This is a genomic window from Psychrobacter sp. CMS30 (genome assembly GCF_904846565.1).
GTDB classification, from domain to species: Bacteria; Pseudomonadota; Gammaproteobacteria; order Pseudomonadales; family Moraxellaceae; genus Psychrobacter; species Psychrobacter maritimus.
Genome location: NZ_CAJHBF010000034.1, coordinates 1 through 21,244 on the forward strand (window position 1 = coordinate 1; position 21,244 = coordinate 21,244).

The window sequence follows — 21,244 nt, forward strand, 5'->3', positions numbered from 1 at the left end:
CAACACCTGCCCATTAAGGCGGTAGCTGCTATCTTAACGTACCAATGTTTCTATCTGTTATACTAATGTACCATTATGTAAAGACGGAAGCATAGTGCTGATTCAATATATAGATAAGTATATTTTGAATTAAGAATATATTCTACGGAATATAGCAAGCAAAAGGTTAATAAGCAAATTGCCTATTAACCTTTTTTATTGAGCTATATGATGAATGAGCTATCGTCAATATCAGTAATCAGATTCAGTAATCAGATTCAGTAATGCGCTTAAACAATAGGCTTAAGCACTAAATCTACCGCACGTTTAACCGCTGGACGCTCGGCAATTTTTTGCGCCCAACGCTTTAGATGCTTATACTCCTCTACTTGTAAGAACTCGGCGGCATCATAAAGCTTACCAAGTACCAGTTGACCATACCATGCCCAAATAATCATATCGGCAATATTATAGTCAGACTCAGCGTTGCCACACATATACTCGTGGTCTTTAAGATGCGTATCCAAGACATCAAGCTGGCGCTTGGTCTCCATCGTATAGCGATTGATAGGATACTCTAGCGGTTCAGGCGCATAGGCATAAAAATGCCCGAAGCCGCCACCTAAGAACGGCGCGCTACCCATCTGCCACATCAGCCAAGACAGACAGTCTGCCCGTGCTTTACCCTGCTGCATCGGGATAAACTTGCCAAACTTTTCCGCTAAATATAATAAGATAGCGCCCGACTCAAAAAGTGCAATAGGCTCGCCCGCCTCTGAGTTATTTACAGTAGCAGAATAATCTACCAGCGCAGGAATTTTTGAGTTGGGGTTGATAGCGACAAATCCTGAGCCAAACTGGTCACCTTCAGAGATGTCGATTTGATAGGCGTCGTACTCAGCACCCTTAATATTCAGCTCAGCAAGCTCTTCTAACAGGATATTTACTTTCACGCCATTGGGCGTATTCAATGAATACAGCTGTAAAGGCGCATCGCCGACGGGCAGTTTTTGCTCATGGCGCGCGCCAGCCGTTGGTCGATTGATACTGGCGAACTTACCTCCATTTTCGCTGTCATTTTTCCAAACTTTAGGCGGAGTATAGCCGCTAGCATTGTTGTTTTGAATGTTGTTGTTTTTATCATTACTTGCTTGATTATTATCATTACTCATAAGATTACCTACTTTTTTTATTGCTTTATTATGTGTTGTTTGATTGCTCTTTACCGCTATCTACTATAGCGAGGATTGATGCTTTGATTAAAGCCCTGTCTTGTAACCTAATTTTTAAGAGTCATTAAAAGGAAGGAGTGCCAAAGCGTTTAAGGGTAAATCTCTAATGACTGGGCGTATACCGTTACTTTGCTACTCTTTAACTCAAAGGTAGTTGTTTTTATACTACCCACACCTTAGCGGCTTTTTAGAGACTTGGTTTTTCAGAAACAGAGTTTTCTAGAGACATAGCTTTTTATAAACATAATTGAAAATAGTTAAAAGACGCTCTAATCAGCACTTTTAATACACTCTTAAACCCCTCTTTTAAAAACTGCGCTTAGCAACAATGGTCGTAAGATATGGTGATGTCAATATGGTAACCCTAACCCCAACCCAAGATAAATACCTGCCCTATGTGCTAGCGGTGGCGTTATTTATGCAAATTTTAGATGCCACCATCTTAAATACCTCCTTGCCGCAGATGGCGCAAGCGCTTGGGGAATCACCATTAAAAATGCAATGGGCGGTCATCAGCTACGCGCTAACCCTTGCGATTTTTATTCCTATTAGCGGATTTTTAGCTGATAAATATGGCACACGGCGGGTGTTTTTATACGCCATTATCATTTTTTGTATTGGCTCGCTATTGTGCGCTGCCTCGCCGACATTAGATTTCTTAATTGGTTCACGCATCGTACAAGGTATTGGCGGCGCGATGATGACCCCTGTGGCACGCTTGATATTGGTCAAGTCCTATCCGCGCAACAAGCTCTTAACCGTGATGAACTTTGCGGTGATACCGGCGTTAATTGCGCCGTTAGTCGGGCCGGTATTAGGTGGTTATATTGTACAATATACCAGTTGGCATTGGATATTTTTAATCAATATCCCGATGGGCGTTTTTGGTTTTATCATGGGTAAAAAACTGGTACCGGCATTATTTGAGGATACCAAACGTTTAGATTGGACAGGTTTTGCTTTGTTTGCCGCAGCCGCTTGTGGTTTTACCCTTGCGGTAGAATTTGGCTCACAGACAGGTCGTGGGTTTTACGGTCTGCTACTTGGATTAGGCGCAAGTCTATTGATAGGCGCTTATGTGTGGCATGCTAAACGCCGCGCAGCACCACTATTTCCCTAAGCTTGTTTAATATTCGTACCTTTCGTATTGGTATTACTGGTAACTTATTCACGCGCTTAGGTATCAGCGCCGTACCCTTCTTATTGCCGCTGTTGCTACAGGTGGTGTTCGAATACTCGCCGTCGCAAGCCGGTTGGCTGCTTGCGCCCATTGCCGTTGGTGCAATCGGTATCAAACCTTGGGTCAGTAAAATCATTCAGCGCTTTACCTACCGTAAGGTATTGGTGGCTAATACCTTTTTAATCGGTGTGCTCATCATTGTCTTGGCGCAGTTTAACGATGCCGCAAATTGGATTTGGTTTATTCCTATCTTGACTGTCATGGGTGCTTGTAACTCAATGCAGTTTAGTGCCATGAATACTATTACCATCGGTGATTTAGAAGGCACGCAGACCAGTAGCGGTAACAGTTTAATGGCTGTCAATCAACAACTGGCGATTAGTTTTGGTATTGCCTTTGGTGCGGCGTTATTAAATCTGCTGCGTGAGCGCTTCGAGCTTGATACCTTGGTGGCATTTCAAACCACCTATTGGATACTCGGTATCATCACCATTCTCTCGGGCTTATACTTTTTACGCCTTAAACCTCAAGATGGTCGCGGCTTGTATTAAGTATTTTTATTAAAACTATCAAAAAACGAATGGTATTTATCTACTTTGAATACAGAAACGTTAGACATAAAAATGCCAGCGTATACTAACAGAGGTCTTAAATTGACTTTTTAGTATGCGCTGGCAGGTATCAGCACTTTTTATAATTTTAAGGCGCTTTATCGTCATCCATTTGCGATTGGATATAGTTTTCAACGCCCATATCTTTAATCAAGTCCTGTTGCGTCTCTAACCAGTCTTGATACTCTTCGTTACCGTCTTTTAAGCTGACGAGTAGCTGGCGCGAGACATAGTCACGCTTGCTCTCACATAAGGTGATTGCATCGGTGATAATATCGAATTTCTGCTTTTCTAAACGCAGGTTGCAGTCGATAATCTCTGGTACATCTTCACCAACCAAGACTTTACCGAGTTCCTGCAAATTTGGCAGACCATCTAATAGCAAAATACGCGCAATCAGCTCATCTGACCATTTCATCTCAGCAATCGATTGCTTATATAGTGAGTCATTTAACGACTCTAAGCCCCAATGGCGTGCGATACGTGCATGCAAAAAGTACTGATTGATGGCTATCAATGACTGACCGAGCACTTTATTCAGCGCACGGGTGATCTCTTTATCCCCTTTCATTTTTCTCTCCCTATATTCATTATTATTTTATTACCGATAGTTTTAACAAGTGTTAAAGGCGCTTAGTAAATGAAATACTAAACAATATCAGGAGACACTTCTGCCATCTGGCTTTGCAAATAGTTGGATAGACCAATCATATCAATCAGGCGTAACTGCTGCTCTAACCAATGAGCATGATCTTCTTCGGTGTCTTTGAGCTGCTCAACGAGCATCTCACGGGTGACATAGTCATGCTCTGCTTCACAAAGCGCAATGCCGTCTTTAAGGTGCTGCTGTACCTGATACTCTAAATTGAGATCGAGCTGCAACATCTCAGGAACCGTCGACCCAATATTAATCTCGTTGACGCTCATCTTAGGCGTACCGCTCAACATCAAAATACGGCGGATAATCGCTCGGGCATGCAGTGTTTCATCGTGCATCTCATGGCTGATACGGTCATACAGTTTGCCGTAATGCCATTCTGCGTACATCTCAGAGTGAATGAAATATTGGTCACGAGCTGCAAGCTCACCACCTAATAAAAAATTTAAATAATCAATGACCTTTGGGCTGCCTATCATCACCTATACTCCTGTATTTTTATTTATTTGCGTCTACATTCATAATAATACATATATAGAAAGTACTATTAGTAAACTAATCAGTAAAGATTAAAACCAACGAAATGTCTTACAAAGTAAGTCAGATATAGTAGCATACGGGAATAACGGCGCTTGTAACGATATGAACTAAGAATAAGATTCTAATTGAGAATCGTAATTAACTCGCATAACGAGCCTTAGTGTTTGAGAATTTTAACGAGGTTTTTCATGCACTTATTTAATAAAATTAACAAGGAATGTTAGAGAGTTTAAGATAAATAAGTGCAGATAGTAGATATCATTGAGTACTGCCCTGCTACGCTTTTTATTGATAGCAGATCATCAATAATAGCAAAGTCTGCAAGGAGTGCTTAAACGGCATAAGCCAACGCATCAAGTTTGGCGTGATGTTCATCAAGGTAGTCATTGACCATAGGTTCGCAGCAGCCACAGCAAGTCGCTACATCAAGGGTATCTTTTAAACCGCCTAACGTATCAATGCCTGAGGCAATCGCGGCTTTAATTTGTTTTTCTTTGACGTCGTTACAGATACATACGTACATGTGCTGGCTCCTACATAAATGTCAATCTTGTTATTCGTTATAATAACGATAATTATTACCATTTACAATAGTATTTAAGGTATTGTTCAGTCAGATCGTTATTACTACAGGGTTATCTTACCCTTACTTAATCCATGTAACTGCATATAACCTTGAGTGTAACTATAACGTACCAAAGGTAGTAAAATGGCGACGAACTGTAAATTTGCTCATTTTTTAATCGATTTTACAGATGACTGCTGTTATATTGACCCCCTATTAACTAAATCCATATTGGAATTGTTCTATGTCTAACAATAATTCTACGATACAACCGCTTGAGTTATTTAAAGTATTGTCTGACCCAACGCGCTTAAAAATCTTCCAAATCTTATTTAACAAAGAATCGCGCTGTGTGGGTGAATTGGTAGAAATACTTGACCAACCGCAGCCGACCATCTCGCGTCACTTGAATCATTTGAAAAAGCTGGGTATTTTGAGCTGTGTTCGTGATGGGACATGGATGTGGTATGAAGTGTCTGATAATCTACCAGAATGGTGCCAAGAGATTTTGGAAATCACCTATAAGCAGATATCGACCAAAGACATCAATATGCCGAAGCCTGCTTAGCTTAATACTAAGAGCAAGAGGTATTGATATAGTTAGTTCAAAATAAAATCGATGTTAATAGTTGTGTGTGACTGGTTTAAATTTTCCTTGTTTGCTGCTATCACAGAGGCTACGAAAAATTCATCCCCATCACACTGTATCTGTTTTAGAGTGAAGCCACTATAATCAATACTTCAGCGCAAAAAAAGACCTATAAATTATAGGTCTTTTTTTGTTTTCAAACTTTGTCTTAAAATACGCCTCTAATATAAATACGCCTTTAGATCTAAATTATACTAAGTCTAAGAAATCACTCACAAAGGCGTTGGCTGGCTGGTGAATCAGCTCCTCTGATGTGCCTACTTGCTCAACGCGACCATGGTTCATCACCACAATCTCATCCGATACCGCCCGCGCCTCTTCTTGGTCATGCGTCACCATGATGCTGGTAATACCAAGCTCGTGGTGGATATTCTTTAGCCAAGTACGCAGCTCTTTACGTACCTTGGCATCGAGTGCCCCGAACGGCTCATCTAACAGCAGTAATTTTGGCTTAACAGCAAGCGCTCGTGCCAGCGCAATACGTTGACGCTGACCGCCTGATAACTGATGCGGATAAGCATTGGCAACTTGCGGCAGCTGTACTAAGTCTAGCAATTCAGCAACGCGTTTATTGATATCCGCTTTACTTGGGCGCTCGTTTTTTGGTAGCAAAGTTAAGCCAAAACCGACATTATCGGCGATGTTTTTGTGGCGAAACAACGCATAATGCTGAAACATAAAGCCAATATGGCGCTTTTGCACCGGTGTATTGGTGACATCTAGCTCATCAAATAATATTTGCCCTGAGTCTGCATACTCAAGACCAGCAATGATACGCAGCAAGGTGGTTTTACCGCAGCCTGACGGACCAAGCAAAGTCGTCAACTTGCCCGTTGGTACGGTGATATTGATATCATCTAAGGCGGTAAAGTTACCGAATTTTTTATTAACGTTGCGAATCTCGATGCTCATAATGGGTTCTCTTATTATATTTTTGGCTTAACGTCTTCATGTGACAGATGGCTTGTTAACGACTATTTTATAGCATAGCGCTTATAGACGACCGCTACTTTCTGCCAAGGTTGCATCTTTAGGGTTTGATGCATTGCTAGCATTACCAGCATTGGCACTAACTGGCAACTCAGGCGCAGTTGCTAAGCGCTCAGACTTGGCAAATTTGCGCTCTTGCATCTTGGTCATCACTTGTTGTATTAGCAGCGTTACCAACGCCAAAGCAGCAAGTAAGCTCGATAAGGCAAAGGCGGCGGTAAAGTTATAATCGTTATAAGCAATCTCAACCAATAGCGGCATGGTATTGGTTTCACCGCGAATATGACCAGATACCACGCTGACCGCGCCAAACTCGCCCATTGCCCGCGCATTGGTCAAAATTAAACCATACAGCAGCGCCCATTTGATATTCGGTAGCGTCACATGCCAAAAAGTCTGCCAACCTGTAGCACCTAGCGTCAATGCTGCTTGCTCTTCACTATCACCTTGCGTCTGCATCAAGGGTATTAGCTCACGGGCGACAAACGGAAAGGTGACAAATAACGTCGCTAAAATAATCCCTGGTACGGCATAAATTACCTGAAAGCCCATGCTTTCAAGCCAGCCACCAATCGTAGAATTCAGCCCGAACAACAGCACAAACATCAAACCTGCAACCACCGGCGACACCGAAAACGGTAAATCAAGCAATGTCGTCACCAGCTGCTTACCTTTAAATTGATAACGGGTCACCAGCCAAGCTATCGCAATACCCATCACCATGTTAATCGGCAACACAATCGCCGCGGTAATCAAGGTTAATTTAATCGCTTGTAAGGCTTCAGGGTCGACCAGTGAGGCAATATACAACTGCCAACCATTTTTAAAGGCTTCATAAAAGACCGCGAACAGTGGCACGACCAACATGATGACCATAAATAACACCGCGATGGTGATAAAGGTACGGCGTATCCATGGCGTGTCTTTAGTCGCTGGGTTGCTTTGGTAGTCGTAGCTATTAGAGATTTGCATTAGCGGGCTCCTACGCGGCGCGACAGCTTCCACTGTACGATATTAATGGTCAATAAAATCACAAATGAGATCAGTAGCATAAAGAGTGCGACGGCGGATGCGCCTTGCACATCAAACTGCTCAAGCTTACTGATAATGATTAATGGCAAAATCTCAGACTGCATCGGAATATTACCGGCGATAAAAATCACCGAGCCATACTCACCAGTGGCACGGGCAAACATCATGCCAGCGCCCATCAGTAAAGCTGGTAATAGCTCAGGTAAAATCACCTTACGAAAGGTCGTAAAACGATTGGCGCCCAGTACCGCCGCTGCCTCTTCAAATTCAACGGACAATTCTGCCAACACAGGTTGCACAGCACGGACGATAAAGGGAAAGCTGACGACCACTAAAGCGAGCCAAATACCTAATGGCGTAAAAGCCACTTGAATATCAAACTTAGCAAACCACTGCCCGATTAAACCATTAGGCGCATAAAGGGTGGCAAGCGAGATACCCGTAACGGCTGTCGGTAGTGCAAATGGTAAATCAACCAACGCATTAATCAGCGATTTACCCCAAAACTCGTAGCGCACGAGCACCCAAGCAACCAGCGTACCAAACACCATGTTGGTGAGCATCGCCAAAAACGACATCCATAAGCTGAGTTTGATAGCAGCGGTGACTTGCGGCTGAGTAATAGTCTCCCAAAAACCCGTCCAACCCATTTGTGTCGTGGTATAGGCCATCATGGCAAACGGTAGCACCACCAGTAATGATAAGCTAAAGACAGTGATGCCCATGCTTAGCCCAAACCCCGGTAGCACATTGCGCTGGCGCAAGCGTGTCAGCCAACCTTTTTTATTGACAGGTTTGCTGGCAGGAGAAGTTGTTGCACTCATAGTGATGTCCTATTGCCTAACTGATGGCGCTTATTTGTTGCTCGTAAGCACCACGTGATATCAGATGTATTTATTATTGGTCTGCTTAAGCGATAAAGGACACAGCGTGGGTAGCCATGTCCTTTATGTGCTCGGACGTTACTCTAAAGCTGACTGCTTAAACGCTATTTAATATCAAGCTCATAAAAACTTTATAAATGGGCTACGCAGTCAGCGTACTAGCGGCTTACTTTGGTGCATTAATGGCTAACTGATCGAACACGCCGCCATCGCTAAAGTAAGTGCTCATGATTTCATCCCATGTGCCAAAGGCATCATTTGGACGGAAAGTATCGATAGGTGGCAATTTATCGCTGTTCTTATCAAGCACACTTTTCACGCTTGGGCGCAGATATAAATTGGCTGCCAATTGCTGAGCAGGCTCGCTCCATAAGTAATCAAGATAAGCTTTTGCCGCATCAGTCGTACCTTTTTTATCAGTCACGGTCTTCACGACAGCGACTGGGCTTTCAGACTTGATAGAGTATTTAGGATAAACGATATCCACTTTACCCAAACCAAAATCGGTTGCTGCTAAATTGGCTTCGTTTTCAAAAGTTACCAAGACATCACCGATACCGCGCTGAACGAAAGTCGTCGTCGCTGCACGTCCGCCATTCTCGTATACTTTGACGTTTTTCAGCATGTCTTTGACGTAGTTTTTGGCTTGCGTTTCATCTTTATTAAAGGCATGTAAACCATAACCATAAGCGCCTAAGAACGCATAGCGACCATTACCCGTGACTTTTGGGTTGGCCATGACAATCTCAACGCCTTCTTTGGTCAAGTCTTGCCAGTCGTTGATACCTTTTGGATTGTCTTTACGTACTAAGAAGACGATAGTGCTGGTAAAAGGTACGGCGTTGTCTGGGAATTTGCTTTCCCAATCAGCCTCAACCAAGCCTTTTTTCTCAAGTAGCTCGATATCAGAGCCTTGGTTCATGGTCGCCACATCGGCTTGCAAACCATTAGCAACCGATAATGCTTGCTTACTTGAGCCGCCGTGTGACTGTTTGATTAAGATATTACTGTTTGGGTTTTCCGCTTTATAGTGGTCAACGAATAATGGGTTGTAGTCTTTATAAAAGTCACGTGCCACATCGTAAGAGACGTTTAATAGTTCAATATCTTGCCCTTCGGTAGTGGCTGGTGTGCCTTCTGCATTGGTTGCGGGCTCAGTCTTTTCGCTATTGCTACAGCCTGCGATACCCAACGTAAGCGCCACACCGGCGATACTTAGTACGCTAAGCGTTTTGTTTTTATATTTATAACCTGTGGTATATGATGTCATGGCTGCCTCAAAAGGGATTGGTTAGTGAATGCAAGTATGCTAACAGCGCCAGCTTATTATGTTTAATGATGAATATGCGTATGTTATTGCCAAAACGGAATATAGCATTTATAAAGACAAGGTTATCAATAACTTAAATACGATAAGCAATAGATAACCTTAAATATTTTATAAATTAACACTTTGGTGCCAAGATATTTATTCATCGTCATTTAGCGCTTTAACCACTTATAAACGGCTTTATAAAGCGTTAAAAGGGTTAAAGCAGCTAATAAATGGCTTAGGCGCTGTCCGTTACTTTACCCGCGCCAACTGATCAAAACGCCCACCATCGACAAAGAAAGTCTCCATAATACTGTCCCAATCCCCAAACACGGCAACCGGCTCAAAGGTTTGAATATCTTTTAAAGTACCTGTGTGGGCTGCGAGCACCTCTTTGTTGCTCGGACGCAAATACATCTTTGCCATCAGCTCTTGCGCCGGTTTATCCCACAGTGTTTTTAGATAAGCAGTTGCCGCAGTAGTTGAGCCTTTTTTCTCAGTCACCGAGCTGACGATTGCCACTGGATTATGAATGGTGATGGAGTAGCTAGGATAAACAATGTCGACTTTACCTTTGGCATGCTGAGTGGCGACCAAATGTGCCTCGTTTTCGGTGGTAATAAGCACATCCCCTAGCCCGCGCTGGGTAAAACTGGTGGTCGCAGCGCGCGCACCATTGTCATAAGTCACGACATTGGCGAGCACTTTTTTCATAAAAGCATCGGTTTTTTGTGATTGAGTGACCGATTCTTTAAATTGGTGCAATCCTGAACCATAAGCGCCCAAAAAGGCATAGCGCGCCGTACCGCTGGTTTTCGGATTGGGCATTACCACGTCAATATCCGCACGCGCCAAATCTGCCCAGTCTTTAATATTTTTTGGGTTGCCGCTGCGTACCAGTAATATCATGGTGGTGCTATAAGGGACGGCATTGTCAGGAAACGCTTCGCGCCAATCTGCTTTTACCAACCCTTTTTCAACCAGCATATTCATATCGCTTTCTTGGTTTAAAGTCACCACGTCCGCTTGTAAACCATTGGCGACCGACAGCGCCTGTTTACTTGCGCCGCCGTGCGATTGTTGGATATCAACGTTACTATCAGGATATTGCCCCTGATAGATACTGGTAAATAGCGGGTTATAGTCTTTATAAAAATCACGTGAGACATCGTAAGAGACGTTAAGTAGGCTGATATCTTGCTTATCACTTGCCCCACTCTTTGTGCCATCGCTCGCGCCGCTTTGGGTAGCTTCGGTAGGATTACAGCCGGTCATTAGCATGGCAACGGCGAGTACACCGCCCAACTTAAAGCTGAAATTAAAATGGCCAGCGGCAAGCTTTGATTGCCTGCTTTTATTGTCAATAAATGCTTGAGCATTAATCAATTCAAGCTTATTAGATACTTTTTTAATGCGTCGGTTCGTTGCTTGCATAGCGGCTCTCGATAATGTTGATAGAAGCATTTCTTAAAGTATTGGCGACCTTATAAAGGTTTATAATCCTTTTGATTCGATTCTATGGATGATGAGCGTTATGCTAACAGCCTGCGAGGCAATCGCTTAGTGACAAATGCGCTTATCGAGTTATTAACTTGGCATAAGTAATTTTGTTAGTTATTCTAAAATGTTTATTTTTCCTGAGTATTTTTGCGATATAGTGATAAGCAGACACTTTTGAGTAAGTTATGGTATTGCTTACTATCTAGACGAGCCTTTATGTAAGCGATATTATCTCTTAGCTTCTTGTATATCAGGCATTGCACTCATAATAGGCAGCTCTACCTCTTTTACTAACTTCCTTATCAAAGGTACTTAAATGATTATGTCTCCACCTCGTTATGCCCGCCACTCACGATTTTTTGCCGTCATTTTAACCACCTCTGCAGCTTTACTTACCTTAAGCGGCTGTAATAACATGACGCCCAGCGTAAATAACCAAACCACTAAGCAACCGAACGCTGCCGTCACGCCAGCGGTGCAAGCAGTCGTTGGAGATTATGCTTCTGAAGGCTATCACAAGCGCACACAAGGTTCTGATTGGGTTGGGGTGATGATACGAGCAGATGGCGCAGACAACGGCGACCAGATTAATATTCAGGTACGGGCGCGTAGCGATGTGAAAAAACCAAGCTGTCATTTTGATGGTAAGGCGACATTAATGGGTCAAGACGATGCGCACGGTGTTATTTTCCAAAGTAAGGTCAATGACAGTACGGCGTTCTTTCAATTTAAGGACGACATCTTGTCTATTGATAGCCAAGATAAATACGCGCTGAATTATTTTTGTTCGGGTGGTGGCTCAATCGTTGGCGAGTATCAGAAGCTTGAGGGAGATTTAGAGCTGCATTAACCGCTTTAATGGTTGGCTTTAGATAATAAAAAAGGTGTCAGACGTTTAATCTGACACCTTTTTTAATACTTTTATTGATGACGATAAAATATTACTTAAACCGCAGAGGCACCGACTAACTTCACCTCAGCACGTTCCTCTTTTGCGATACCCGCATAGTAATTGCGTAAAATCTCTAGCACTTCTGGACGGCTAAAGTTCTCTGGCACGTCCTCATCTTCTGATAGCGCTTTACGTAGCTTCGTGCCTGATACTTTGACATGCTCAGACGCTTCATGCGGGCAGGTTTTATCAGAAGCCATGGCGTTACAAGCATTACACCAAAACGTCCAGCCAATCTTTAACGGCTGAGTAATCAGATCGTCTTTACCGACATATTCAAAAATCGTCTGCGCATCAAAGGCACCATAATAATCACCAACACCGGCATGGTCACGACCAACAATCAGATGACTACAGCCGTAGTTTTGACGGAATACCGCATGTAGTAGCGCCTCGCGTGGTCCTGCATAGCGCATATCTAGCGGATAACCGGCTTGAATGACGGTGTCTTGTCTAAAGTAGTTATCAATCAAGGTTTTAATCGCCTCTTGGCGCACTTCAGCTGGGATATCTCCCGGTTTAAGTGCCCCGAGCAATGAATGAATCAACACCCCATCGCAGGTTTCAATGGCAATCTTGGCTAGATATTCGTGTGAGCGGTGCATTGGATTACGCGTTTGGAAAGCGGCAACCGTTTTCCAGCCTTTGGCATCCAGTATTTCACGCGTTTCAGCAGGGGTTTTATAAATCTCTGGGTATAAGGTTGGGAACTCGCCTTCGCTCAACACCTCAACACTACCTGCAATGTTAACCTCACCTTGGTTGAGTACTTGTTGTACGCCCGGATGCTCAGAATCTGTGGTGGTAAAGACTTGCTGACACTCATGGGCTTTATCGATGGTATAAGTCTCTTCTACTGTTAAAATGCCCATAATCTCACCATCTTTCGCCACCAATGCGACTTTATCACCTTGATTTAGGCTGTCGGCAGTCGCTTTCGGCGCTGATAACGTGATGGGAATTGGCCAAAACAAGCCAGCATTGTCGCCACTTTGCAGGCGCATATCATCAACGACGCCCTGCCAATCCGCTTGGTTCATAAAACCATTTAGCGGCGTAAATCCACCAATACCAAGCATAATCAAATCGCCACGCTCACGTGAGCTCAAAGTAATAGTCGGCAAGCTGCTGGCAAGTTTCAATGCTTGCTTGCGGGCGTCACCTTTTAATAGTAATGGCTTAAGATCCTTGCTACCGTGCGGCGGAACAAGTTTTGATGGCTGTTGATTAGCAGTGGTAGATGTCATTTTTTGAAACCTTTATAGGTAGTGATGAAATAAGTCGTGATAAATTTGATAAGCATAGGCTACCTAACTTTCGTTATGAAAATTTATGCTGTGTTTGGATATTCATATGTCTTAAAGGAATTTATGTTTATAGACGCAAGCTTATATGATGTGACTCTGAATTGTTTACCTTGCGACTGGCAATAAGATCGATTACGCACGCCAATCATTTTCGTCGCCGCTTTTATGTTTCAAACAAAATTGAGATTACGTCATGTATCAATATAATTACGCTGACCAAACCTTGGTAGAAGAACGAGTCGCCCAGTTTCGCGACCAAACCGAACGGTTTTTGGCAGGCGAGCTGCCAGAAGAGCAATTTTTGCCGCTGCGTTTGCAAAACGGCCTCTATATCCAGCGTTATGCGCCGATGTTGCGTATCGCTATTCCTTACGGTCTGCTTGCCAGCTACCAATTGCGTAAGTTGGCGGAGATTACCCGTAAATATGACAAGGGCTACGGGCACTTCACTACCCGTACCAATATGCAGCTGAATTGGCCTAAACTTGAAGAGGTGCCAGATATTTTGGCGGAGCTGGCGTCGGTACAAATGCACTCAATCCAAACTTCTGGTAACTGTATCCGTAATACCACCACCGACCCTTATGCTGGTATTCATCAAAATGAGATTGCCGATCCGCGCCCTTATTGCGAAATCATTCGCCAGTGGTCGACCTTTCATCCTGAATTTGCTTTTTTGCCGCGTAAATTTAAGATTGCCGTTATCGGCACTGATAATGATCGTGCAGCGACGCAAGTGCATGATGTTGGTTTGCATTTGAAGAAAAATGAGGATGGCGAACTTGGCTTTGAAGTCCTAGTTGGCGGTGGTCTCGGTCGTATCCCAGTACTTGGTAAAGTGATCAATAAATTTTTGCCACGCGAGCATCTGCTTAGCTATCTAGATGCCATATTGCGCGTCTATAACCTACATGGTCGCCGCGATAAAGGCAGTAAATACAGATCACGTATCAAGATTTTGGTTGATACCTTGGGCGGTCCTGCATTTGCCAAATTGGTCGATGCTGAGTGGGAAGCACATACCAAGGACGGGCCACTGACGCTGACGGATGCCAACTTTGAGCATGCCAGCAGTTTCTTTAGTGAGCCTGATTATGTGACCTTTGATGCGCTACAAGCACAGTCTGATTTGCAGCAGCAACTAGCGGACAATAAAGACTTTGCCAATTGGTATAACCAGAATACTGTGGCACATAAAGTCGCTGGTTACCGCGCGGTTGTCATCTCTTTAAAAGCAGGCTTAGTCGATGGTAAATACGTCCCATCAGGCGATGTCACCGAATCGCAGATGGATGCGCTTGCTGACCTTTCTGACAAATATAGCTTTGGCGAGCTGCGCGGTACGTATCAGCAGAATTTAGTCTTCGCTGATGTACAAACCAATCAGTTATACGAGTTATGGCAACAGCTGTCTGAGCTACATCTGGCGCGACCTAATATCAATACCTTGACCGATATGATTGTCTGCCCGGGCTGGGATTATTGCTCGCTTGCCAATGCCACTACCCATAATATCGCTGAGCAAATCGAGAAGCAGTTTAGCGATCTGGATTATCTCTACGACCTTGGCGATATCCGCTTAAACATGTCGGGCTGTATCAATGCTTGTGCGCACCATCATACGGGTGATATCGGAATCCTCGGTGTCGATAAAAAAGGCGAAAACTGGTATCAAATCAGCCTTGGCGGCAACTCGAGTAACGATGCCAAACTTGGCAAAATACTTGGCCGCTCCGTCCCTACTGAAGCGGTAGCTGACACCATTCAAAAGATCGTTGATGTTTATGTCGATCTGCGTGCCACCACTGATAATGATGTTGAAAGCTTTGGCGAATTGGTTGAGCGCGTTGGTATTGATCCCTTTAAGGAGAAGGTCTATGGCTAATCACCATATTTTGGATAGTCAGGGCGTCGATATTAGCCATAACGATAGCTGGCATGCGTTAACCACTGAGACCCTGCCAGATGGGATTGCCTCGATAGACCTCACGCTACTTGAGCTGCTGCAAAGACAAGAAAAACCTGATGTCTTAGTACCACTGGATGACCTATTGGACGGCTCAGGGTCGCTAGCAACGGGTTTGGTCAAAGAGGTGTATGAGCTGATCAAACAGCATAGTAGCCGTGTTGGATTATGGGTGACCGCTGATACAGATACCAATGCCTTGGCAGCGCTCAGTGAGCTGCTGTTAAAGCAGGATCTTATCGTCATTCATGTGCCCAAATTCGCTGATGGACGCAATTTTAGCTTTGCACAAACCTTGCGCCAAACTGGCTATCAGGGTGAGATTCGTGTCGCTGGCGCGTTCGGCCGTGATCAAATTGCCTATCTCTTACGCGTAGGCGTTGACAGCTTTGTGCTCAATGAACATGACTTACAGTCGGACTTTAATATCTCACAAGCGTTTACCGCCCTTGCCAGTAGTTACGATGGTCGCAATGCCGCCGCACTACCAATGTTTGCAGGCGCTTGATGTAGCATCAACCATAAAACTTATTATTAATCGTTTTTATATTCACAACAATTGAGGAATTTACCATGAGCCAGTTACACCCAAATTTAGATATCGACCAAGCCAACCAAGACCTGCAAGGTAAGTCACCAGAAGAAATCGTCGCGTGGGCACTGACACAAGCGAAAAACCCAATCATCACGACCAACTTCCGCCCTTACGAGTCTGCGATTTTGCACTTGGTCGCCAAGCAGCGCCCTGACATCACGGTATTGTGGGTAGACTCAGGTTATAACACCGATGCGACCTATCAGTTTGCCAATAAAGTTATTCGTGATTTGAATTTAAACGTTATCACTTATATTCCTAAGCAAACGGCAGCCTATCGTGATGCGACTATGAATGGTATCCCAGGGATTGATAACCCACAGCATGATGAATTCACTGACCAAGTAAAACTTGAGCCATTCCGCCGTGCGCTAGATGAGCTAAAACCTGATGTCTGGTTCAACGCCATTCGTAAAGATCAAACGGAATTCCGCCAAGGTCTTAATGTGCTTAGCCTATCAAAAGATGGTGTGTTAAAAGTAGCGCCGTTATTTGAGAAAAATGACGCGGATTTAGACGTGTATCTTGAAGAGCATAATCTACCAAACGAGTTTGATTACTTTGATCCGACTAAAGTAGAAGAAAGCCGTGAGTGTGGTTTGCATACGCAGCTATAAGTACTTAGCCAGTAATTAATCAGCAATTCAGTACAAAGCCAATAATATTAAATAAAAAAAGCGATGACATTAAAATCATCGCTTTTTTTGTGTTAACTATGGTGATTGACATGAAAATCAATACGAAAGTGGCGTTCTACAAGCGTTTTGATTAAAACATTAACGTTTCTTTAACGTCTTATTGTTTAACATTGAGGTATTCTATGGCTTGCCTTAGTGGGCTGCACGTCATTAAGCTGACTTTTTAAAGCCAAATCATGGACGAAGTTGCCCAATCCTTATAGGCACTCGCGCTCATCAATATGGATATTTGTTATGCCCTTTATAAAAAAAATTGATTCATTCTATGAAAAACTGCACGATAAGCTGCCAGCTGTAGGTAAAGCAGCCTCTTTTTTGACTGGTACTGGTGTCCTCACGGCCAACAGTGCGATGGTTGGTCTGCCTATTTGGAGCTTAGGCGCGGCAAAAGTATTGACTGGAGCGAAAGCTGCTGATGATGCATTAATTGCGATTACCAAATACTGGATTAATAGTAATAATGCCGTGATTGACCACGCGCTACCCCATAAAGACTGGCGCATTAATCTGCCCGACGATTTGAGCGAAGACAAGCAGTATCTTTTGGTAAGCAACCATCAATCGTGGGTTGACACCAGTATCGTGCAATATATCAGCCAAGATACGCTACCTTTAACGCGATTTTTTACTAAGTTTAATCTGATTTATATCCCCGTTATCGGTCAAGCCTTTTACTTCTTAGACTTTCCGATGATGAAGCGTTTTTCTGCCAAAGCGATGGCAAAGAATCCAGAACTTAAAAAACAAAATCTCCTTGAGGCTAAGCGTGCCTGTCGTCAATTAAAAGACAAACCCTTTGCGCTATTAAACTATTTGGAAGGAACGCGCTTTACTAAAGAAAAACATGATAAGCAAGGCTCACCTTATCAGCATTTGTTAAAACCACGCGCTGGCGGTTTGTCGTTGGCGCTTAATGCGTTAGGCGATGAATTGGATTCTATTTTAGATATCACTATCGTCTACCCAGACGGCGCGCCTGATTATGATGATTTATGGAAAGGTAATATTCGTCGCTTGGGTGTCGATGTGACTCGCTTAACCATACCGGACGAGTTATTTGCGGCCATCATGGATGGCGGTTATGACCGTGACGAGACCACTAAAAAAATGATGTTTGATTGGTTAGAGGACATTTGGCAACAAAAAGATGCGCGTATTACTAAGATGCTGAGTGAGTTTGAATAGGTTGCTTTACAAGGTTGAATCTCGTCCTTGTTAATACCTAACGCAAAAATCTAATATAAATAACAGCCACAAGCTTAAAAGTTAGCTTGTGGTTTTTTATTCCGTTATTCTGCATTTTAATTCCCTACCTATTCCACATCCTAGCAAAAATCATCAGTAACATGACAAAAACGAATATGTTAATGCCAATTCACTAGGTGAGCGTCCGCCTGTGATACCTCATAATGGTGGCATATTTTATATTGATTAAATCATTGGTGATGCTATGAACACCTTTCCGCTATTTTTTAAATTAGAAGACCGCTAAGTGCTGATCGTTGGTGGCGGTGATGTCGCACTACGTAAAGCTGACTTGCTCAGTCGCGCAGGTGCTGCTATCACGATTCTTGCGCCAAGTATCAGTGCTGAAATACAAGCCTTGCTCAGCCACACTAAGTACAAAGCCAAGCACGAACTCATTTATGAAAACTACAATAAAGCTTATATGACAGGTGCGCGCGTTATTATCGCCGCCACCGATGATGAAACCCTCAATCATCAGATTCACGCTGATGCTAGCGATCTTAATATTCCCGTCAACGTCGTTGATACCCCGCATTTATGCGATTTTATATTTCCTGCCATTGTCGATCGCAATCCCATTGTGATTGGTATCTCCTCCAATGGTAAAGCGCCGGTGCTGGCACGTTTACTGCGTGCACGTCTTGAAACTTTAATCCCGCAAGGTTATGGCAAACTGGCCAAGCTTGCTGGTGAGTTTCGTAGTGAGGTAAAAACAAAAATTCCAACCCTTACCGGACGTCGCCAGTTTTGGGAACGCGCCTTTGAAGGTCAAGTCAGTCAGCTGATGTTTGCCGGTAATGAGAAGGAAGCGGCTGCCCAATTGCAAGCCGATTTAGATAACACTGCATCCGCTATCAATGAAAAAAATACAGCAGATAATACATCTACAGAATCCCAAACCGTAAAAAATACAATGGGCGAAGTTTATATCGTCGGTGCAGGCCCCGGTGATCCAGAACTGCTTACCTTTAAAGCGCTTCGCCTCATGCAGCAAGCCGATATTGTCTACTATGATGCGCTAGTATCACCGCAAGTATTGGATTTATGCCGCCGCGATGCCGATAAAGTATTTGTCGGTAAAAAGCGTAGCAACCATGCGGTAGCTCAGCTTGGTATCAATGAGCTATTAGTCAATAGTGCAAAAGAAGGTCGCCGTGTGGTGCGTTTAAAAGGTGGTGATCCCTTTATCTTTGGCCGCGGCGGCGAAGAGATTGAAAGCCTACGTGCGCATAGTGTGCCTTATCAAGTCGTACCGGGTATTACTGCTGCTAACGCTGCCGCCAGTTATGCAGGTATTCCACTCACGCACCGTGACCATTCGCAATCAGTACGTTTTGTCACTGGGTTTTTAAAGGCTGGCGCGCCCAATAGTAACTTTAAGAGCTTTTTAAATACTGATGAGACCGTGGTGTTTTATATGGGGCTGCACTCGCTGCCGCGCTTGACGACAGGTTTAATTGACGCTGGACGTAGTAGCGATACCCCAATCGCCATCGTCTCTAATGCTAGTATGCCCAATCAACAAGTATTAACAGGTACGCTTGCCAATATTGTTGAGTTGCAAAAACAAAACCAGTTGCCCACGCCAGCGCTACTTATCATGGGAGACGTAGTTGCATTGCATCATGATTTGGCTTGGTATAACCACAATAACCAAAATGTTAATAACGAGGCTAGTAACTGGCTACGTGAGGGATCAACTACTACGGATAAAGATTCAAAACAATTTACGAGCCAGCAAGCGCATGCGCTATCTATGGTCGCTAATTTAGCGACCGCTGATGATGTGGAGCGATTAGTAATTGGCTAAGTGCTATTAAGGTCAAGCTACTATCGAGATTGTCGATTCATTACCAAAATACTTTTCCTCAATACATAACGCACATGAAATATCCGTTACTATTCCATCAGTGCCATGAGGTTATTAAACATGATAAATAGATATTTGTTCATAATTCCTATCGTAATTCTATTTCAGTTTGGTTGTTCTAATCAGATAGTAAGTAATACGTCTAACCCAGTGATAAGAGCGAAAAATTCACTCGATCTCTTCTCTTATTATAATGAAAGTAATAATGTTCAACTAACTGCATTATTATCAGGTAAATTTACAATGAAGAATGGCTGTCTTCTATTTGGCGATGAAGATGGTTATATAACTCCAGTGTTTGATACGAAATCTAGTAATATCAGGGTTGACCTAAATTCAGAGACTGTAATTTTAAACGAAACATCAGTTCCATTTGACACAGAAGTTTACGCAGGAGGCGGTTTTATTGATAAAAAAAGTCTTCCTCCACTTCAAACTGCTGGCAATGAAAAATGCTTAACGGATAGAGTAGCGACTATACATTCTATTGAAATCCTAACCCCTGAATTGCGTAGAAAATTCTTGCTTGATTGGGACAATAACCCTAAGCCGTAATGAAATTCAATATTAATAATTAGTGTTAATAAAGAGTTGGTTTTTGGGGTTGATTAACTGTGAGAGGATGCTCAAGCCAAGCATTAGAAAATTCACAAAATGTTCGTAACAAGCCAGAATGCATTAATACTCTAAGCAATCTCTGATAGAGATTTCTGTAATCCTTTACTCTGTAGTCCTCTTCTTCTTAATTATCTTTATAAGCTTACTATGAATGGACGATGCATCAGCAGGTGGATTGGCGACTGTTGTATTCTTGATAAGCAAGGTGTACTCGTAATGTGGCTCATAATCAAAACCTTCTATAATAATTCATCATCTACGTGACCACTCCTAAATACCGCTATTCGACTTGATCTATTCTGCTTTGCTAAGAGGTTTATAAGCACAGCAAACCACCGCAATTCTTGCTAGAATAATCGCTGTCTTTTATTCATCATTAAGCTCAACTATGTCCACACCTACCGATACTAAGTTCATGCCTACTCAACCTTAACATACCTAAAAATAATGACTGTTATCACTATTGTGAGCGCTGAAAATGAAGTTTTGGTCTATTAGAACCCTTGAAGAATTAAAGATTCTATTAAGTGGTCAGCCATTAAGAACCGACCCTGATAAAGTAGATAAGGACCGTAAAGAGGCTTATCAGTGGATTTCAAAGCAGTTAAGTAAAAAGGTGACACCCCCGCAAGGTGTTGAGTATCCTATTTGGCTATGGCGATATTGGGAAGGTAAACAAAGAGCGAAGCCCGACTTAAGAGCTGGCGGGCATGTTGAGAGAGGATGCAAAGCGGTTAGGATTGAGTTAGAAATACCCTCTCATAAAATACTATTCAGTGACTTTGACGGCTGGCATGCTGTACTAAACAATCACCACTTCTGTGAAACAGATGCAGAGTATAATTATTATGAACAGTA

Annotated in this window: 22 protein-coding genes; 11 read left to right on the forward strand and 11 right to left on the reverse strand. The window is 43.2% G+C overall.

Going from position 1 to position 21,244, the window contains the following annotated elements:
- Window positions 1-269 precede the first annotated feature (269 nt).
- A complete protein-coding gene (yghU, locus tag JMX94_RS12575; RefSeq protein WP_201565889.1) occupies window positions 270-1,151 on the reverse strand; it encodes a glutathione-dependent disulfide-bond oxidoreductase in 882 nt (293 codons plus the stop codon).
- Between the two features lie 415 nt (window positions 1,152-1,566).
- On the opposite strand from yghU, the gene JMX94_RS13470 reads away from it, so the two are divergent.
- Window positions 1,567-2,331 (forward strand): MFS transporter, encoded by a 765-nt coding sequence (locus tag JMX94_RS13470; protein WP_265088969.1) that lies wholly within the window; start codon window positions 1,567-1,569, stop codon window positions 2,329-2,331.
- 2 nt (window positions 2,332-2,333) lie between these two features.
- Window positions 2,334-2,942 (forward strand): MFS transporter, encoded by a 609-nt coding sequence (locus JMX94_RS13475; RefSeq protein ID WP_265088970.1) that lies wholly within the window; start codon window positions 2,334-2,336, stop codon window positions 2,940-2,942.
- 148 nt (window positions 2,943-3,090) lie between these two features.
- On the opposite strand, the gene bfr (JMX94_RS12585) is transcribed toward JMX94_RS13475, so the two are convergent.
- The 3 genes from bfr (JMX94_RS12585) to JMX94_RS12595 all read right to left on the reverse strand — a co-directional run bounded on the left by bfr (JMX94_RS12585) (window position 3,091) and on the right by JMX94_RS12595 (window position 4,723).
- A complete protein-coding gene (gene bfr / locus JMX94_RS12585; protein ID WP_201565891.1) occupies window positions 3,091-3,573 on the reverse strand; it encodes a bacterioferritin in 483 nt (160 codons plus the stop codon).
- A gap of 77 nt (window positions 3,574-3,650) precedes the next feature.
- The gene (gene bfr / locus JMX94_RS12590; protein ID WP_201565893.1) at window positions 3,651-4,139 is read right to left on the reverse strand and encodes a bacterioferritin; all 489 of its coding nucleotides are present in this window, start codon (window positions 4,137-4,139) and stop codon (window positions 3,651-3,653) included.
- Window positions 4,140-4,531: 392 nt separating this feature from the next.
- Window positions 4,532-4,723 (reverse strand): bacterioferritin-associated ferredoxin, encoded by a 192-nt coding sequence (locus JMX94_RS12595; RefSeq protein ID WP_201565895.1) that lies wholly within the window; start codon window positions 4,721-4,723, stop codon window positions 4,532-4,534.
- Between the two features lie 286 nt (window positions 4,724-5,009).
- Here JMX94_RS12595 and JMX94_RS12600 point away from each other — a divergent pair, with 286 nt between their 5' ends.
- Window positions 5,010-5,333 carry a helix-turn-helix transcriptional regulator gene (locus tag JMX94_RS12600; protein WP_201565897.1) on the forward strand — a complete coding sequence of 108 codons (324 nt, stop codon included), beginning with the start codon at window positions 5,010-5,012 and terminating at the stop codon, window positions 5,331-5,333.
- 270 nt (window positions 5,334-5,603) lie between these two features.
- Here the strand turns inward: JMX94_RS12600 and JMX94_RS12605 are convergent, their stop codons facing one another.
- The 5 genes from JMX94_RS12605 to JMX94_RS12625 form a co-directional block, all read right to left on the reverse strand.
- Window positions 5,604-6,326: a sulfate/molybdate ABC transporter ATP-binding protein gene (locus JMX94_RS12605; RefSeq protein WP_183618246.1), complete on the reverse strand. Its 723-nt coding sequence runs from the start codon at window positions 6,324-6,326 to the stop codon at window positions 5,604-5,606.
- Window positions 6,327-6,407: 81 nt separating this feature from the next.
- Complete coding sequence (gene cysW / locus JMX94_RS12610; RefSeq protein WP_227673648.1) at window positions 6,408-7,376, reverse strand: sulfate ABC transporter permease subunit CysW; 969 nt, start codon at window positions 7,374-7,376, stop codon at window positions 6,408-6,410.
- Window positions 7,376-8,260, reverse strand: a complete 885-nt coding sequence (cysT, locus tag JMX94_RS12615) for a sulfate ABC transporter permease subunit CysT (RefSeq protein WP_183618248.1) — start codon at window positions 8,258-8,260, stop codon at window positions 7,376-7,378. Before cysT ends, cysW begins: the two co-directional genes overlap by 1 nt.
- Before the next feature lie 226 nt (window positions 8,261-8,486).
- Entirely contained in the window at window positions 8,487-9,590 is a 1,104-nt protein-coding gene (locus JMX94_RS12620) for a sulfate ABC transporter substrate-binding protein (RefSeq protein ID WP_201565898.1), read from the reverse strand.
- Between the two features lie 294 nt (window positions 9,591-9,884).
- The gene (locus JMX94_RS12625) at window positions 9,885-11,066 is read right to left on the reverse strand and encodes a sulfate ABC transporter substrate-binding protein (protein ID WP_201565899.1); all 1,182 of its coding nucleotides are present in this window, start codon (window positions 11,064-11,066) and stop codon (window positions 9,885-9,887) included.
- A gap of 382 nt (window positions 11,067-11,448) precedes the next feature.
- Here JMX94_RS12625 and JMX94_RS12630 point away from each other — a divergent pair, with 382 nt between their 5' ends.
- Window positions 11,449-11,982 (forward strand): hypothetical protein, encoded by a 534-nt coding sequence (locus JMX94_RS12630; RefSeq protein WP_201565900.1) that lies wholly within the window; start codon window positions 11,449-11,451, stop codon window positions 11,980-11,982.
- Between the two features lie 95 nt (window positions 11,983-12,077).
- Here the strand turns inward: JMX94_RS12630 and sat are convergent, their stop codons facing one another.
- Complete coding sequence (sat, locus tag JMX94_RS12635) at window positions 12,078-13,331, reverse strand: sulfate adenylyltransferase (protein ID WP_201565901.1); 1,254 nt, start codon at window positions 13,329-13,331, stop codon at window positions 12,078-12,080.
- A gap of 253 nt (window positions 13,332-13,584) precedes the next feature.
- On the opposite strand from sat, the gene JMX94_RS12640 reads away from it, so the two are divergent.
- The 6 genes from JMX94_RS12640 (at window position 13,585) to JMX94_RS12665 (ending at window position 20,323) form a co-directional block, all read left to right on the forward strand.
- Window positions 13,585-15,276, forward strand: coding sequence for a nitrite/sulfite reductase (locus tag JMX94_RS12640; RefSeq protein WP_201565902.1), 1,692 nt, complete (start codon window positions 13,585-13,587; stop codon window positions 15,274-15,276).
- Window positions 15,269-15,865 (forward strand): DUF934 domain-containing protein, encoded by a 597-nt coding sequence (locus tag JMX94_RS12645; RefSeq protein WP_201565903.1) that lies wholly within the window; start codon window positions 15,269-15,271, stop codon window positions 15,863-15,865. The genes JMX94_RS12640 and JMX94_RS12645 overlap by 8 nt, the downstream gene beginning before the upstream one ends.
- 65 nt (window positions 15,866-15,930) lie before the next feature.
- The gene (locus tag JMX94_RS12650; RefSeq protein ID WP_201565905.1) at window positions 15,931-16,569 is read left to right on the forward strand and encodes a phosphoadenosine phosphosulfate reductase family protein; all 639 of its coding nucleotides are present in this window, start codon (window positions 15,931-15,933) and stop codon (window positions 16,567-16,569) included.
- A gap of 315 nt (window positions 16,570-16,884) precedes the next feature.
- Complete coding sequence (locus JMX94_RS12655) at window positions 16,885-17,835, forward strand: acetyltransferase (protein WP_201565907.1); 951 nt, start codon at window positions 16,885-16,887, stop codon at window positions 17,833-17,835.
- A 307-nt stretch (window positions 17,836-18,142) separates the two neighbouring features.
- Window positions 18,143-19,708: a siroheme synthase CysG gene (cysG, locus tag JMX94_RS12660; protein WP_227673649.1), complete on the forward strand. Its 1,566-nt coding sequence runs from the start codon at window positions 18,143-18,145 to the stop codon at window positions 19,706-19,708.
- Window positions 19,709-19,828: 120 nt separating this feature from the next.
- Window positions 19,829-20,323 (forward strand): hypothetical protein, encoded by a 495-nt coding sequence (locus tag JMX94_RS12665; protein WP_201565909.1) that lies wholly within the window; start codon window positions 19,829-19,831, stop codon window positions 20,321-20,323.
- A gap of 165 nt (window positions 20,324-20,488) precedes the next feature.
- On the opposite strand, the gene JMX94_RS13610 is transcribed toward JMX94_RS12665, so the two are convergent.
- A complete protein-coding gene (locus tag JMX94_RS13610) occupies window positions 20,489-20,635 on the reverse strand; it encodes a DUF4377 domain-containing protein (RefSeq protein WP_374220423.1) in 147 nt (48 codons plus the stop codon).
- 229 nt (window positions 20,636-20,864) lie between these two features.
- Here JMX94_RS13610 and JMX94_RS12675 point away from each other — a divergent pair.
- On the forward strand, window positions 20,865-21,244 hold a 380-nt coding region (locus JMX94_RS12675), incomplete at its 3' end, for a DUF3841 domain-containing protein (RefSeq protein WP_201565913.1).

Coding starts and splice junctions, on each gene's coding strand:
- JMX94_RS12625 (WP_201565899.1), bottom strand. CDS start 11,066: ATGCAAGCAACGAACCGACGCATTAAAAAAGTATCTAATAAGCTTGAA.
- JMX94_RS13470 (WP_265088969.1), top strand. CDS start 1,567: ATGGTAACCCTAACCCCAACCCAAGATAAATACCTGCCCTATGTGCTA.
- JMX94_RS12640 (WP_201565902.1), top strand. CDS start 13,585: ATGTATCAATATAATTACGCTGACCAAACCTTGGTAGAAGAACGAGTC.
- sat (WP_201565901.1), bottom strand. CDS start 13,331: ATGACATCTACCACTGCTAATCAACAGCCATCAAAACTTGTTCCGCCG.
- JMX94_RS12600 (WP_201565897.1), top strand. CDS start 5,010: ATGTCTAACAATAATTCTACGATACAACCGCTTGAGTTATTTAAAGTA.
- bfr (WP_201565891.1), bottom strand. CDS start 3,573: ATGAAAGGGGATAAAGAGATCACCCGTGCGCTGAATAAAGTGCTCGGT.
- cysT (WP_183618248.1), bottom strand. CDS start 8,260: ATGAGTGCAACAACTTCTCCTGCCAGCAAACCTGTCAATAAAAAAGGT.
- JMX94_RS12620 (WP_201565898.1), bottom strand. CDS start 9,590: ATGACATCATATACCACAGGTTATAAATATAAAAACAAAACGCTTAGC.
- JMX94_RS12595 (WP_201565895.1), bottom strand. CDS start 4,723: ATGTACGTATGTATCTGTAACGACGTCAAAGAAAAACAAATTAAAGCC.
- JMX94_RS12655 (WP_201565907.1), top strand. CDS start 16,885: ATGCCCTTTATAAAAAAAATTGATTCATTCTATGAAAAACTGCACGAT.
- JMX94_RS12665 (WP_201565909.1), top strand. CDS start 19,829: ATGATAAATAGATATTTGTTCATAATTCCTATCGTAATTCTATTTCAG.
- yghU (WP_201565889.1), bottom strand. CDS start 1,151: ATGAGTAATGATAATAATCAAGCAAGTAATGATAAAAACAACAACATT.
- bfr (WP_201565893.1), bottom strand. CDS start 4,139: ATGATAGGCAGCCCAAAGGTCATTGATTATTTAAATTTTTTATTAGGT.
- JMX94_RS12630 (WP_201565900.1), top strand. CDS start 11,449: ATGATTATGTCTCCACCTCGTTATGCCCGCCACTCACGATTTTTTGCC.
- JMX94_RS12645 (WP_201565903.1), top strand. CDS start 15,269: ATGGCTAATCACCATATTTTGGATAGTCAGGGCGTCGATATTAGCCAT.
- JMX94_RS12650 (WP_201565905.1), top strand. CDS start 15,931: ATGAGCCAGTTACACCCAAATTTAGATATCGACCAAGCCAACCAAGAC.
- cysW (WP_227673648.1), bottom strand. CDS start 7,376: ATGCAAATCTCTAATAGCTACGACTACCAAAGCAACCCAGCGACTAAA.
- JMX94_RS12605 (WP_183618246.1), bottom strand. CDS start 6,326: ATGAGCATCGAGATTCGCAACGTTAATAAAAAATTCGGTAACTTTACC.